Source organism: Microbacterium xylanilyticum, from assembly GCF_054654695.1.
This window is the reverse complement of record NZ_BAAIEN010000002.1, coordinates 223,143-236,749: the sequence shown is the minus strand read 5'-3', so window position 1 is coordinate 236,749 and position 13,607 is coordinate 223,143. Positions and strand designations below refer to the sequence as shown.

The following is a 13,607-nucleotide window of genomic DNA, read 5'->3' as shown; positions in this document are numbered from 1 at the left end:
TATCCGTACTGGACTATACGCGGGTCCGGCCGCAGGCGCCAGCCCGGATCCGGTCCTCATCGCAGCGCCGTGGCCAGCTGGACGGGCGTGAGCGCACGATCGGCGTAGACGAGCCGCATCACGGAAGGGTCCGGATTGCCCACGTCCGGGGCGCGGTGCACGAGCGTCAGCCCCGCCTTCTCCGCGACCGCCGCCGACGCCCGGTTGTGCTCGACGAGATACGCGATCACCGGACGCTCCGGCGCGACCTCGGCCGCCGCCGACCGCGCGGCGTGTGCCAGTTCGGTGGCGTACCCGCGGCCGTGGTGGTCGCCGGAGAGCCGGTAGCCGAGGTTCCAGACCTGCGCCGCGGGATCGTGGGGGTCGGGCGCGAGCAGTGTGCAGCCGCCGTTCCCGATCAGCTCGCCGGTCTCGCGGAGGAGCACCGTCCAGGTGCCGAGCCCCGCGCGCTCCCAGCTGCGCCACCAGCGCGCCATCATCGGCCCGATCTGGTCGGGGTCGGTGGGGCGCAGGCTCGGGAAGTGCGTCCACACCCGCGGATCCGTGTGGATCGCGAACACCGCGGCGAGATCGCCCGGCTCCGGGCGGCGCAGCACAAGACGGTCGGTCGTGATCTCGAGGGGGAACGCGTCGCTCACCCGTGCACCCTACGCGCGGCCACGGACATCGGGCGTCCCGGGCACCGCGATAATGGACGCGTGAGCACACCCCTCGATCTCCCCGGCTGGCGTCACCTCTACTCCGGCAAGGTCCGCGACCTGTACACCCCGGAGGATCCGGACGACCAGCGTCTGCTCGTCGTCGCGAGCGATCGGGTGAGCGCCTTCGACTTCGCGCTCGAGCCCGGGATCCCGGAGAAGGGCGCACTGCTCACGGCTCTGAGCCGCTGGTGGTTCGACCGCCTCGCCGAGGGCCCCGACCCGATCCAGAACCACCTCGTGGCGGGCGAGATCCCGGCGGCGGTGGCCGACCGCGCGATGCTCGCGAGGAAGCTGGACATGCTCCCGATCGAGTGCGTCGTGCGCGGCTACCTCACCGGATCCGGCTGGGTGGAGTACCAGGCCGAGGGCACCGTGTGCGGCATCGCGCTGCCGGCCGGACTGCAGAACGGCGACCGCCTGCCCGAGCCCCTGTTCACGCCGGCGTTCAAGGCCCCGCAGGGCGAGCACGACGAGAACATCACGTTCGAGCGCACCGCCGAGATCGTGGGTGCGGAGCGCGCCGCCCAGCTGCGCGACATGTCGCTCGCCGTGTACCGGCGCGCCGCGGCGATCGCCGAGCAGCACGGCCTCATCCTCGCCGACACCAAGTTCGAGTTCGGCGTGGACGAGGACGGCGCGCTGCGCCTGGCCGACGAGGTGCTCACGAGCGACTCCTCCCGGTACTGGGACGCCGAGGCGTGGCGGACCGGATCCACCCCCGCGGAGCGCATGGCGAGCTTCGACAAGCAGATCGTGCGCGACTGGCTCGCGGCGAACTGGGACAAGCAGGGCACTCCGCCGCTGCTGCCCGACGACGTCGTGGCCCGGACGGCCGAGCGCTACGCCGAGTTGCTGGAGCGGCTGACGGCCTGACACGTCGCGCGGCCCGCGGCCCACCCGTGCGTCGCCCCCGGTCGTGCGTCGCCACCCGTTGCGCGTCCGAGTCGCCCGAGATCGGGTCGATCGCCCCAGACCAGGCGGATGCGCTCAGAATCGCCTCATCTCGGTCAAACGACCTACCGCCGGAGCACTGCCGCCCCGCGTCCGGACCGCCGCGCGCCCGCGGGCGCTCCCGCGCCCAGGGAACGCTCAGGATAGGGTTTTCGCGACCCCCTCCCCCGATCCCGAGGAGCCCGCATGGCCGTGTGGACCATTCACGGCGACGGACGCACGGTCGAACCCGGCGCCGTCGTCCGCCCCGACGAGCGCCTGAACTGGCCCGCCACGATCGCGATCGGCGTGCAGCACGTCGTCGCGATGTTCGGCGCCACGTTCCTGGTGCCGATCCTCACCGGCTTCCCCGTGCCGACCACGCTGCTGTTCAGCGGCGTGGGCACGCTGCTGTTCCTGCTCGTCACCCGCAACAAGCTGCCCAGCTACCTCGGATCCTCGTTCGCCTTCATCGCACCGGTCACGGCCGCGACGGCGGCGCACGCGACCGGTGCGGACAAGGGCATCGGTGCCGCGCTCGCCGGCATCGTCTCCGTGGGTGTGCTGCTCGCCCTCATCGGCGTGGTCGTGCACGTCGCGGGCGTGAAGTGGGTGGACCGGTTCCTTCCGCCCGTCCTCGCCGGCACCATCGTGGCGCTCATCGGGTTCAACCTCGCCGGGGCCGCCTACGGCAACTTCGCGAAGGCCCCGATCACCGCGACGTTCACACTCGCGATCACCATCGTGTTCGCCGTGCTGTTCCGCGGATTCCTGGGTCGGATCTCGATCTTCCTCGGCGTGATCGCGGGTTACGTCTTCGCGGCGTTCCGCGGCGAGCTCGACTTCTCGGCCGTCGACAAGGCGGCCTGGGTGGGACTTCCCACCTTCCATTTCCCGGACTTCGGGACGCCCACGGCGTGGAGCGGCATCGCGATGTTCCTGCCGGTGGTGCTCGTGCTCATCGCCGAGAACGTCGGCCACGTGCGCGGCGTCGCCACGATGGTCGAGGATCCGGAGATCAACGCGCAGACCGGCAAGGCGCTCATCGCGGACGGCGTCTCGACCACGCTCGCCGGCTCCTTCGGCGGATCCGGCACCACGACCTACGGCGAGAACATCGGCGTCATGGCCTCCACTCGCGTCTACTCGACCGCGGCGTACTGGGTGGCCGGCATCGCGGCGATCCTGCTCAGCCTCTCGCCCAAGTTCGGCGCGATCATCAACTCGGTGCCGGCCGGCGTCCTCGGCGGCATCACCACCGGGCTCTACGGCCTCATCGGCGTGATCGGCATCAAGATCTGGGTGGACAACCGCGTCGACTTCTCCCGTCCGGTGAACCAGTACACGGCCGCGGTCGCGCTGATCATCGCCGTCGGCGGCTTCTCGATCTCCATCAAGGACTCGGGCTTCATGCTCGGCGGCATCGTCATCGCCACGGTCGCCGCGATCGTGATCTACCACGGCGGCAACGCGATCGCCCGGCTGCGCAGGAGCGGCGCGGACGACCCGCGTCCGCTCGAGGCGGTCGGCCCGATGGGCGGCGACCCCGCCTGACCGAACCCACGCGCCCGCGCGTCACTGCGACGCGCGGGCGCGCGGCTCGGATCCGTCCCCGGCGCCGGGCAGCGACGTCAGCCGCGGCAGGGGGGACTGCGGATCCGGCAGGTCGTAGAGCCGGTGCACCCAGCGCCGAGCCGGCTCGAGCGGGTACGAGTCGCCGTAGATGATGCGCTGCCCCACGATGCCGTCCAGCAGGCTGCGGAGCATGATCTCCTGGATCGCCGGATCCTCCTCGCCGCGCTCGCGGAAGATCGAGCGCACGGCGTCCTCGGCGGCGGCCACGGCGGCGGCATGCCTGCGCTCCGCGGCGGCGAAGATCTCCCGCGTCGACGGCCGCTGCTGCAGCGCGAAGATCACCCGCTGCAGCGGGAGGGCGACGGCGGTCATGCCGAGCACGGTGTCGATGATGCCCGCCAGTCGTGCGTCCGGCGGCGGTGCCTCCGACGCATTCCGTGGCGTCTCGTCCAGGTCCGCTGTGCCGTGCGCGATCCCGAAGAGCACCTCGAACCAGCGATCCACGATCGCACCGATCAGCTGATCCTTGCCGCCGAAGTAGTAGTTGACCATGCCCTGGGCGACGCCGGCGCGACCGGTGATCTCGGCGATGGTGGCACCCTCGATGCCGCGCTCGGCGAAGACGTCGATCGCCGCCTGGAGCAGGCCCTCCCGCGAACGCTCCCTGGCGAGACGGTTCTGCTCCGCAGAGCGTGCCATGCGCGGCGCCTTCCGGTTCCGTTGCCGGGTGACGGATCCATTCGCTAGATTAATCACTGAACGTGGATTCAACCTATGTTGATCACGTCACCGGAGGAAGCCGCGGCCGTCCAGGGGGCACACCGCGGGTGACCGGTTTCTGGGGGATCGGTCGGCGATGCCTCGCCTTCCGCGCCGTGCACGGCCGGGAGGCGAGGCACAACCGGCCGCTGGAACGGCTCAGCGCCGGATGATGCGCTGCTCGATGGCCGCGGCCACGGCGCCCGCCCTGGTGTCGACGCCGAGCTTGCCGTAGATGTGCGAGAGGTGCGACTTCGCGGTCGCCTCGGAGACGAAGAGCGCCTTGGCGAGCTCGCGGTTGCCGAGGCCGTCGGCCAGGAGCTCGAGCACCTCGACCTCGCGCTCGGTCATGCGGGGCTCCGGAGAGGACGCGCGGCGCATCAGCAGCGCGGCGACCGAGGGCGCGAGCGCGGGCTCGCCGCGGTGCACCGCGTGGATCCCCGCGAACAGCTGATCCGGCGGGGAGTCCTTGAGGAGGTATCCGGCGGCGCCCGCATCGAGCGCGCGCAGGATGTCGAACTCGCTGTCGTAGGTGGTCAACACGAGCACGGCGGGGGGATCCGGCAGCGCCCGGATGCTCCCCGTCGCGGCGATCCCGCCCTCCCCGTCGCCGAGGCTCCGGTCCATCAGCACCACGTCGGGCCGCTCCGCCTCGACCGCCCGCACCGCATCGGCGGCGTTGGACGCCTCGCCCACCACGACGAGGTCGTCGGACGATTCGAGCAGGGCGCGCAGGCCCGCGCGCACCACGGGGTGGTCGTCCACGAGCACGATCCGCAGGGTCATCCGGTCTCCTTCTGCGGATCCGCGCCGGATCCGGCCTTCGTGCGGGGTGCGCCTTCCACGGGGGAACCTTCGGCGGCGGCGGTCGCGCGGTCCGTGCGGGAGCCGTCCGCACCGTCGGCGCTCCTTGGAAACACCAGCGACACCGTCGTGCCTTCGCCCGGCGCGCTCTCCACGTGCAGCTCTCCGCCGAGCTGTGCGATGCGCTCGCCCATGCCGCGGATCCCCTGACCGCGGCCGGCCGCACGCCGCTGCGCCGCGCGGGCCCTCATCGCCGCGGGCCGGGCGTCGAAGCCGACGCCGTCGTCGCGGATGTCCAGGCGCAGCTCGTCGGGCTGCGCCGTGAGGCTCACCACCGCCCGTGTGGCGCGGGCGTGCTCGGTGACGTTCGCGAGCGCGCCGCGCACCGTGCGGATGATCGCCGACGCCACCGGCAGCGGCACCTCGGTGGCCGTCCCATGGCTGGCGAACCGCACGTCCACGCCGCGGCCCGAGGCCTCCTCGACCACGCGCGCGAGCGCCGCGGGCAGGGATCCGGCGGCGCCCTCGAGCTCGCCCGGCGCGAGGTCGCGCACCACCCGGCGCACCTCGTCCAGGGCCGAACGCGCGGTCCCGGCGGCCGAGCGCACCTGAGCGCGGGCCACGTCGGGGCGGCGCTCCCAGCCCTGCTCGGACGCCTGCAGCAGGAGGTTGATGCTGGACAGGTCCTGACCGACGGAGTCGTGGATCTCGCGGGACAGCCGGGCGCGCTCGGCGAGCGCCCCCGCGCGGTGCTGCGCGGCGGACAGGTCGGCCTGCGTCGCGGTGAGCTCGTCCACGAGCTGCTGCCGGGCGCGGGCCTCGCGGTCGAGGGCCCGGTAGGCGACGATCGTGGCGAACGCGATCCCGATCGGCCCGGCGACCAGCGTCGGGTCGAAGAGCGCCGCCAGACGCAGCTCGGCGACGATCACCACCGTCGTCATCGCGGCGATCACCGCCGTCGCCGGCCAGAACGGCAGGATCTGCAGCACGCCGAAGGCGAGGGGCACGGCGCACCATGCGAACGACGGGGCGATGAGGGTGAGCACGGCCCAGAGCGCGCACACCACGAGGGTCCACACGGCGGGCCACGCGCCCCGGCGCGGCACCACACCCTGCAGCACGGCGGCGACGACCAGCACCGCGGCGCCCGCCATCACGGCGATCGCGTCCTCCCCCTCGCCGTGGCGCAGGAGATACCGGATGGCGCTGACCACGATGAGGGCGATGAGCACGACCTGCAGCGCGCGCCCGAAGCGCACCGGGGCGAGGATGCCGCGTGCGCCGTCGCTCGCGCCCTGCCCCGCCTCGTCCATGGCCTCAGCCTAGGGAGCCCGGATCCGGATCCGCATCATCCGATCGGCCAGGATCCGCACCGCCGCTGCAGGTCGGCCGGGCGTCGCCGCGCCGGCCGCCCCAGGCATCACCACCCCGGTCGAGCCGCCCGTCAGGCGGAGCCGCGTACCACCAGCTCGGTGCCGAGGATCGTGCGCCGGGGCGGAGCGGATCCGGTGAGCCGGTCGATGAGCACCCCGGCGAGCGCCTCGCCCTGCGCGTGCATGGGCTGCCGGACCGTCGTGAGCGCCGGGTCGGTCGACAGCGCCACCGTGGAGTCGTCGAAGCCGACGATCGCGACGTCCTCGGGCACCCGCACGCCCGCGCCATGGAGGGTGCGCAGCACGCCGCGGGCCATGAGGTCGCTCGCCGCGAAGACCGCGTCGGGCAGCGCGCCGCCCGGCTCAGCCGCGCGGGCGAGCAGCTCGTGGGCCGCACGCACGCCGCTCGCCTCGGAGTAGTCGCCGGCGAGCTCGGCGAACGGGGTCAGGCCCGCCGCGGCGAGCTCGTCGCGGAACCCGGCGAGGCGATCCACGGCCCCCGCCATCGACAGCGGCCCGGTCACCGTCGCGATCCGGCGCCGCCCCGTGGCGAGCAGGTGCGCGACGGCCTGCCGCGCGCCGGCCACGTTGTCCACGTCCACGAACCAGTCGTCCTCCCGCCCGTTGGCGCGCCGCCCGCCGAACACGACGGGAACGGCCTCGACGATGCGGTCCACGAAGGCGTCGCTGTTGTGGTGCGACAGGATGATCGCGCCGTCCACGCCGCCGTTGCGCACGAAGCCCGTCATCCGCCCGCCCGGGTCGTCGCTCGCGATGAGGAGGTTGAGGATGTAGTCGGAGCGCGCGATCCGGTCGCTGATCCCCGCGACGACGGCGCCGAAGTACGGATCCCCGAAGAACCGCCGGGTGTCCTCCGGCACGACCAGCGCGATCGCGTGCGTCTGCCGCAGCGCGAGCGAGCGCGCCGCCCGGTTGGGCACGTAACCGAGGCGCGCGATGGCGTCCTGCACGGCGGCGAGCGCCTCGGGGCTCACCGCGGTGGACCCGTTCACCACCCGGGACACCGTCGACCGGGACACCCCCGCCGCGGCGGCGACCTCCTCGATCGTCGCGCGGGGTGCGCGGAGCGGATCCGGATCCGTCGTGCCGGCCATGAGCTCAGACCGCCCGTGCGGCGATGATCCGCGCGTACTCCCGGCCGGAGTCCTTCACGGTGCGCTGCTGGGTGCCGTAGTCCACCCGCACGATGCCGAACCGCTTCTCGTAGCCCCAGGCCCACTCGTAGTTGTCGAGCAGCGACCACGCGAAGTACCCGCGCACGTCCACGCCCTCGTCGATCGCGTCGTACACGGCCGCGATGTGCTCGCGCAGGAACATGGCGCGCTCGGCGTCGTGCACCTGCCCGTCCTCGACGACGTCGTCGTAGGCCGCGCCGTTCTCGGTGACGTAGAGCGGGAGGCCCGGCGCGTACTCGGTGCCGAGTCGGCGCAGCAGCCGGGTGAGCCCCTCGGGCTGGACCTCCCAGTCCATGCCGGTGCGGGGCAGCCCGCGCTCGACCCAGTGCACGTCGTCGGCGGCGGGGAACGGCGAGCGCGTGCGCCGTGCGGTCACCCCGTCGCCGCCCCCGTCGTGCGGGGTGCCCTCGCTGCCCGACTGCGGCGTGCCGGAGAGCAGCTCGCCGTGGTAGTAGTTGACGCCCAGGCAGTCCAGCGGCGTGGCGATCGTGTCGTGGTCGCCGTCGTGGATCGCCGCGGCCCAGCGTCGCACGGCCACGGGATCCACGTCGCGGATGTCCGAGACGACGTCGGCCGGGTAGGCGCCGCGCAGCAGCGGATCCAGGAACCAGCGGTTGAACTGGCCGTCGATCCGCCGCGCCGCGTCCGCGTCGGCGGGGTCGCGCGGATCGGCGGGATCCGCGACCGTGAGGTTGAGCGTGATGCCCAGGTCGAGCTGGGGATCCCGCTCGCGCAGCGCCTGGACCGTGCGACCGTGCGCGAGCAGCAGGTGGTGCGCGGCGAGCATGCCGTCCTCGATGCTGACCCGCCCTGGCGCGTGCACGCCCGCCGTGTACGACAGGAACGAGGAGCACCACGGCTCGTTCAGCGTGGTCCAGTGCTTCACCCGGTCGCCGAGGACGTCGTGCACGCTGAGCGCGTACTCGACGAACCGATCCACGGTGTCGCGGGACGTCCAGCCGCCCTTCTCCTCGAGCGCCTGGGGGAGGTCCCAGTGGTACAGCGTCAGCCAGGGCACGATCCCGTCGCCGCCCGCGTCCTTCGCGAGCAGCTCGTCGACGAGGCGGTCGTAGAACGCCAGTCCCGCCGGGTTCACCGCGCCGCCGTCGGGTCGCACTCGCGCCCACGAGGTGGAGAAGCGGTACACCTGAAGCCCGAGCTCGCGCATCAGCCGCACATCGTCGGGATAGCGGTGGTAGTGGTCGCAGGCCACGTCGCCGGTGTCGCCGTTCTGCACCGCGCCGGGCACGCGCGCGAACGCATCCCAGATCGACGCGGTGCGGCCGTCCTCGAAGGCCGCGCCCTCGATCTGGTAGGCGGCGGTGGCCGCGCCGAACAGGAAGCCGTCGGGGAATCGGCGGGCGGACTCATCCACGGTGCTCATGCGGGCGATAGCTCCTTCACGGTGGCGGCGCGGCGCATCGGACGGGGACCCGCGCATCCCGGACAGGCTATGGGAGCGCTCCCACGACTGTCAACAGCCGCACGCGCCCGACAGGCGGGCCGTTCCGCAGGCGCCCTACGGCAGTCCCAGCACAACGTCGCGCACAGCCACGGCGGCCGCGCCGCGCGCCCATGCGGCGAACCCGCTGTCGTCGACGTGCAGGGCGACCGACGTGGCACGGGGGTCGCGACCGGCCGCGATCGCCGCCCTGATCCGATCCTCGGCCACGGCGAACAGCCGGATCCCCTCCCCCGCGAGCACCACGTCGGGGTACATCGTCAGATTCGCCGAGAGCGCGATGAGCCGGCCCAGCGCCTCCGCCGCCGCGTCCACGACGGCCTCGGCCGCCGGAACGCCCGCCGCCGCGAGGTCGAGCACCTCGTCGTAGCCGACCGGCCGCTGCAGCGCCGCCGACACCTGGGCCGCGATGGAGCCCGAGGTGAGCATCGCCTGCGCGCAGCCGTGGTGCCCTTCCTGGCACAGCGGTCCGTGCGGGGTCAGCGGGATGTGGCCGCCCATGCCGACGCCGGCATCACGGGTGCGGACGACGTCGCCGTTCGCCACCACGCCGTACCCCACGCCCACGCCGATCGTGATGACGCTGAACCCGGGCAGGCCCCGGCCCGCGCCGAACCAGAGCTCCGCCTCGGCGAGCGCGATCAGGTCGTTCTCGAGCCGCACCGGCAGCCCCAGGGCCTCCTCCAGGAGGTCGCCCAGCGGCACGTCGCTCCAGCCGAGGAACGGAGCCCATTCGACGACGCGATGATCCACGGATCCGCCCAGGCTCACCCCGACCCCGCGCAGCGGCGGCGCCTCCAGCCCGCGGGACGCCAGCTCGTCGCGCGCGCGCACGATCACCGCCGCGGCGGCAGCGGGATCGTGGTCCGGCAGCGGCAGCCGCAGTTCGGCAAGGGGGCGGGCATGCACATCGGTGATCGTGGCGTGCACCTCCTCGCCGGTCAGCTTCACGCCGAGGAAGGAGCCCAGGGTCGGGGAGATGTCCAGCGGTCGCGACGGACGGCCGACGCCGTCGATGACGTCGTCGAGCTCGATGAAGTCGCCGCGTTCCAAGAAGGGCTTGGCGAGGCGGGTCAGGCTCGCCGGCGACAGGCCCAGGCGCACGGCGAGCTCCGCGCGGGAGAGCGGCCCGTGGATCAGCACGGTCCGCACGAGAGCGAGCTCACTGGGCGTGGACATCCCGGCCCCTTTTCTTTTCGCTGCGACACGAAAACCCTAGCAAGTTCTCGCCATTCCCGACCCTTGACCCCGTAATTAGTTCCGTGGTAGAAGTTATTCATGCTTCACACCCTTCCGCCCTCTGCGGGGGACGCGCCGACGAAGGCCGCCCCGCTTTCCGGCACGCTGCATCTGCGCGGCGGCGGCACGAGCGTGGTGATCGCACTCGAGCCGATCCCCGCGATTGTGCACTGGGGCGAGGATCTCGGCGCCGTCCCGGCGGCGGCCCTCGACGGCATGGCGCTCGCGGCGCGCCCGCAGCGCGTCTCCGGCGGCCTCGACGCCACCCCGGTGCTCACGCTGCTGCCGACGCCCGGACACGGCTGGCTCGACACCCCGGGCGTGGAGGGGCACCGCAACGGCCAGGGCACGGGGATCCGCTGGCGGCTCGAGGACGTAGGCGCCGACGCGAGCAGCGCGGAGTTCGCGCTGCTCGACGACGAGGCGGGACTCCGCGCCGTGATCGAGCTGCGGGTCGGCACGGCCGGTCTGCTGCACCAGCGCATCACGCTGCGCAACATCGGGGCGACGCCGTTCACCGTGCAGCGCCTCGCCACCTCCTTCCCCGTGCCGTGGGACGCCGGCGAGATCCTCGACACCGCCGGACGCCATCTGCGCGAGCGCTCTCCGCAGCGCCATGCGTTCACCGTCGGCACGCACCTGCGCGAGAGCCGACGCGGCCGCCCCGGAGCCGGCTCCACCCTCCTGCTCGCCGCCGGGCAGCCCGGCTTCGGATTCGAGCGCGGCCGGGTGCACGCGATCCACGTCGCGTGGAGCGGCAACAAGAGCCTGCTCGCCGAGCGCGTCGTCACCGGCGAAGCCTTCCTCGCCGGCGGCGAGCTGTACGCCCCGGGCGAGATCGTCCTCGGGGAGGGCGAGAGCATCGAGACCCCCTGGGTGATCGGATCCTGGGGAGACGGACTGAACGAGCTGTCGGCGCGGTTCCACGACGAGCTGCGTGCACGTCCCCAGCACCCTCGGCGTCCGCGTCCGGTGACCCTCAACACCTGGGAGGCGGTGTACTTCGATCACGACCTCGACCGTCTGACGGCGCTCGTCGACGCCGCGGCCGAGGTCGGCGCGGAGCGCTTCGTGCTCGACGACGGCTGGTTCCGGGGGCGTCGCGACGACACCGCCGGGCTCGGCGACTGGTTCGTCGACGAGGAGGTCTGGCCGCAGGGCCTCACCCCGCTCATCGATCACGTGCGGGCGGCCGGGATGGAGTTCGGCCTCTGGGTCGAGCCGGAGATGGTCAATCCCGACAGCTCCCTCGCGCGCACGCATCCGGAGTGGATCCTGCGCTCGCGCGCCGAGCTTCCCGCGTCGGCCCGGCAGCAGCAGGTGCTCGACCTGTCCCGCCCGGACGCGTACGCGTACATCGCCGGCCGGCTGCACGCCCTGCTCGACGAGTACCCCATCTCCTATCTGAAGTGGGATCACAACCGCGACCTCGTCGACGCCGGGTCCGGCCCGGGCGGCGGATCGCGGGTGCACGCGCACACGCTCGCGGTGTACCGGCTCCTGGACGAGCTCACCGAGCGGCACCCCGGACTGGAGATCGAGAGCTGCGCCTCCGGCGGCGCGCGCGTCGACCTCGGGATCCTGCAGCGCACCCACCGGATCTGGACGAGCGACTGCACCGACCCGCTGGAGCGGCTCGACATCCAGCGCTACACCGGCCTCGCCGTGCCGCCCGAGCTCATGGGCATGCACCTCACGGCGCCCGTGGTGCACTCCACCGGGCGCGCGGTCGAGCTGGATCTCAGCGGGGCGGTGGCCCTGTTCGGGCACTTCGGCATCGAGTGGGACCTCACGACCCTGGATCCGGCGCAGCGGGCGCAGGTGGCCCGATGGGTCGCCCTGGCGAAGCGCGTCCGGCCCCTCGTGGCGACGGGCCGCGTCGTGCATGTCGACGGCACCGACCCGGGGATCGATGTCCGCGGCGTCGTCGCCGGCGACCGCGACCACGCCGTCTTCACGATCACCCAGGCGGCGACGTCGCTCGCCTACCCGCCGGGGCGGATCCGGCTGCCCGGACTCGACGTGGACCGCACCTACCGCGTGCGGCTCCTGGCGGTGTCCGGCGAGGCGCACACAGCGGGCCAGTCGCCGCTCGCCTGGGCCGAGGACGGGGTGCTGCTCACCGGTGCCCAGCTCGCCGTCGCCGGGCTGCGTCCACCGGTGCAGAACCCGGGTCGCGCATGCGTCCTGGAGCTCACCGCCATCACGACCTGAGCCGGATCCGACCGGCATCCTCGAACACCGACCGCGCAAGGAGGCGCATCATGAGACATCGACGCAGATCACGAGGGATGTCGTTCCCTCGACGAGTGGCCGCCGCGGCGCTCGCGCTGGGGGTGCTCGTCGCTCCGCTGACGGCATGCTCCGGCGACGACGGCGTGACCACGCTGAACTTCTTCCAGTTCAAGGGGGAGGCGACACAGGACTTCGACGCGATCATCAAGGACTTCGAGGCCCAGCATCCGAAGATCCGGGTCGTGCAGAACCAGGTCCCGGACGCCGACACCGTCATCCGCACCCTGCTGGTGAAGGACAAGGCGCCCGACGTCATCACGCTCAACGCCAACGGCAACTACGGACGACTCGCCCAGGCCGGTGTCTTCGCGGACTTCCGTTCGGATCCGGTCCTGAAGACGATCAACCCGTCCGTGCAGGAGATCCTCGCCGCGCTGGGGAACAAGAAGGGCGAGGTCAACGGGCTCGGCTACATCAACAACGCGAACGGCATCATCTACAACGCCGACATCTTCGCCAAGCTCGGCCTGCAGCCGCCCACCACCTGGGACGAGCTGATCGCCGTGTGCGACAAGCTGAAGGCGGCGGGGGTCACGCCGTTCGCCGGAACGCTGGCGGATTCCTGGACGGCGCTGCCGTCGTTCAACGGGCTCGGCGGCTACGCCGCGCAGGACCACTGGTTCGACCGGCTGCGCGCGGAAGGCGAGAACGTCGGCCCGAAGGCCGCCGAGTCGTTCCAGAAGGACTGGACCACGACCGTCGCCGCGCGGCAGAAGCAGCTGTACTCCTACGCGCAGGAGGGCTACCGCGGCAAGACGTACGACGACGGCAACGCCGCCTTCGCGAAGGGCGAGGTCGCGATGCTGATGCAGGGCATCTGGGCGGTCAACCCGATCACGCAGATCAACCCGAAGATCAATGCCGGGATCTTCCCGTACCCGACCGACAGCGCGGCCGACCGTCGGCTGGTCTCCGGCGTCGACGTCGTCGTGACCATGGGCCGGAACACGCCGCATCGGGCGGAGGCGCAGGAATTCATCCACTACCTGTTCCAGCGCGGAGTGATCGAGAAGTTCGCCGCGTCGCAGAACATGATCCCCTCCGTGCAGGGCGCGAAGCTCGGTGACAATCGAGCGCTGAAGGACGTCGAGCCGTTCTTCACCTCCGGGAGGATCACGGGTTTCATCGACCACCAGATCCCCCCGAGCGTCCCCCTCGCGCAGATCGCGCAGGAGGAGCTGTTCACCGGCGACGTCGAGCAGGGGATGGCCACGCTCGACAGCGAATGGCGCAAGGTCGCCGCCCGCACGATCCCCGTGACAGGAGACTGACC

11 protein-coding genes are annotated in these 13,607 nt (G+C 72.4%); 4 read left to right on the top strand and 7 right to left on the bottom strand.

Annotated features, from left to right (window positions below; genetic code table 11):
- Positions 1-56 precede the first annotated feature (56 nt).
- Positions 57-638, bottom strand: a complete 582-nt coding sequence (locus ACYQ1L_RS01630) for a GNAT family N-acetyltransferase (RefSeq protein ID WP_460002500.1) — start codon at positions 636-638, stop codon at positions 57-59.
- 60 nt (positions 639-698) lie between these two features.
- Between ACYQ1L_RS01630 and ACYQ1L_RS01625 the strand changes: the two genes are divergently transcribed.
- Together ACYQ1L_RS01625 and ACYQ1L_RS01620 are read left to right on the top strand one after the other, a co-directional pair.
- Entirely contained in the window at positions 699-1,574 is an 876-nt protein-coding gene (locus tag ACYQ1L_RS01625; protein ID WP_460002499.1) for a phosphoribosylaminoimidazolesuccinocarboxamide synthase, read from the top strand.
- 264 nt (positions 1,575-1,838) lie between these two features.
- The gene (locus tag ACYQ1L_RS01620; RefSeq protein WP_460002498.1) at positions 1,839-3,185 is read left to right on the top strand and encodes a uracil-xanthine permease family protein; all 1,347 of its coding nucleotides are present in this window, start codon (positions 1,839-1,841) and stop codon (positions 3,183-3,185) included.
- A 21-nt stretch (positions 3,186-3,206) separates the two neighbouring features.
- Here ACYQ1L_RS01620 and ACYQ1L_RS01615 read toward each other — a convergent pair whose 3' ends face one another.
- The 6 genes from ACYQ1L_RS01615 to ACYQ1L_RS01590 all read right to left on the bottom strand — a co-directional run bounded on the left by ACYQ1L_RS01615 (position 3,207) and on the right by ACYQ1L_RS01590 (position 9,979).
- A complete protein-coding gene (locus ACYQ1L_RS01615; RefSeq protein ID WP_460002497.1) occupies positions 3,207-3,905 on the bottom strand; it encodes a TetR/AcrR family transcriptional regulator in 699 nt (232 codons plus the stop codon).
- A 219-nt stretch (positions 3,906-4,124) separates the two neighbouring features.
- Positions 4,125-4,751, bottom strand: a complete 627-nt coding sequence (locus ACYQ1L_RS01610; RefSeq protein ID WP_460002496.1) for a response regulator transcription factor — start codon at positions 4,749-4,751, stop codon at positions 4,125-4,127.
- Entirely contained in the window at positions 4,748-6,082 is a 1,335-nt protein-coding gene (locus ACYQ1L_RS01605; protein ID WP_460002495.1) for a sensor histidine kinase, read from the bottom strand. Before ACYQ1L_RS01605 ends, ACYQ1L_RS01610 begins: the two co-directional genes overlap by 4 nt.
- Before the next feature lie 131 nt (positions 6,083-6,213).
- Entirely contained in the window at positions 6,214-7,257 is a 1,044-nt protein-coding gene (locus ACYQ1L_RS01600) for a LacI family DNA-binding transcriptional regulator (RefSeq protein ID WP_460002494.1), read from the bottom strand.
- Between the two features lie 4 nt (positions 7,258-7,261).
- Complete coding sequence (locus ACYQ1L_RS01595) at positions 7,262-8,722, bottom strand: glycoside hydrolase family 1 protein (protein WP_460002492.1); 1,461 nt, start codon at positions 8,720-8,722, stop codon at positions 7,262-7,264.
- A gap of 135 nt (positions 8,723-8,857) precedes the next feature.
- Positions 8,858-9,979, bottom strand: coding sequence for an ROK family protein (locus ACYQ1L_RS01590; RefSeq protein WP_460002491.1), 1,122 nt, complete (start codon positions 9,977-9,979; stop codon positions 8,858-8,860).
- Between the two features lie 99 nt (positions 9,980-10,078).
- On the opposite strand from ACYQ1L_RS01590, the gene ACYQ1L_RS01585 reads away from it, so the two are divergent.
- Both ACYQ1L_RS01585 and ACYQ1L_RS01580 read left to right on the top strand, forming a co-directional pair.
- The gene (locus ACYQ1L_RS01585) at positions 10,079-12,253 is read left to right on the top strand and encodes an alpha-galactosidase (protein WP_460002490.1); all 2,175 of its coding nucleotides are present in this window, start codon (positions 10,079-10,081) and stop codon (positions 12,251-12,253) included.
- A 95-nt stretch (positions 12,254-12,348) separates the two neighbouring features.
- Positions 12,349-13,605: an ABC transporter substrate-binding protein gene (locus tag ACYQ1L_RS01580; protein WP_460002488.1), complete on the top strand. Its 1,257-nt coding sequence runs from the start codon at positions 12,349-12,351 to the stop codon at positions 13,603-13,605.
- The last annotated feature ends 2 nt before the right edge of the window (positions 13,606-13,607 follow it).

What these genes read in the sequence shown, in the direction of transcription:
- ACYQ1L_RS01620 (WP_460002498.1), top strand. Translation starts at nt 1,839, where the DNA reads ATGGCCGTGTGGACCATTCACGGCGACGGACGCACGGTCGAACCCGGC.
- ACYQ1L_RS01615 (WP_460002497.1), bottom strand. Translation starts at nt 3,905, where the DNA reads ATGGCACGCTCTGCGGAGCAGAACCGTCTCGCCAGGGAGCGTTCGCGG.
- ACYQ1L_RS01610 (WP_460002496.1), bottom strand. Translation starts at nt 4,751, where the DNA reads ATGACCCTGCGGATCGTGCTCGTGGACGACCACCCCGTGGTGCGCGCG.
- ACYQ1L_RS01605 (WP_460002495.1), bottom strand. Translation starts at nt 6,082, where the DNA reads ATGGACGAGGCGGGGCAGGGCGCGAGCGACGGCGCACGCGGCATCCTC.
- ACYQ1L_RS01600 (WP_460002494.1), bottom strand. Translation starts at nt 7,257, where the DNA reads ATGGCCGGCACGACGGATCCGGATCCGCTCCGCGCACCCCGCGCGACG.
- ACYQ1L_RS01595 (WP_460002492.1), bottom strand. Translation starts at nt 8,722, where the DNA reads ATGAGCACCGTGGATGAGTCCGCCCGCCGATTCCCCGACGGCTTCCTG.
- ACYQ1L_RS01590 (WP_460002491.1), bottom strand. Translation starts at nt 9,979, where the DNA reads ATGTCCACGCCCAGTGAGCTCGCTCTCGTGCGGACCGTGCTGATCCAC.
- ACYQ1L_RS01585 (WP_460002490.1), top strand. Translation starts at nt 10,079, where the DNA reads ATGCTTCACACCCTTCCGCCCTCTGCGGGGGACGCGCCGACGAAGGCC.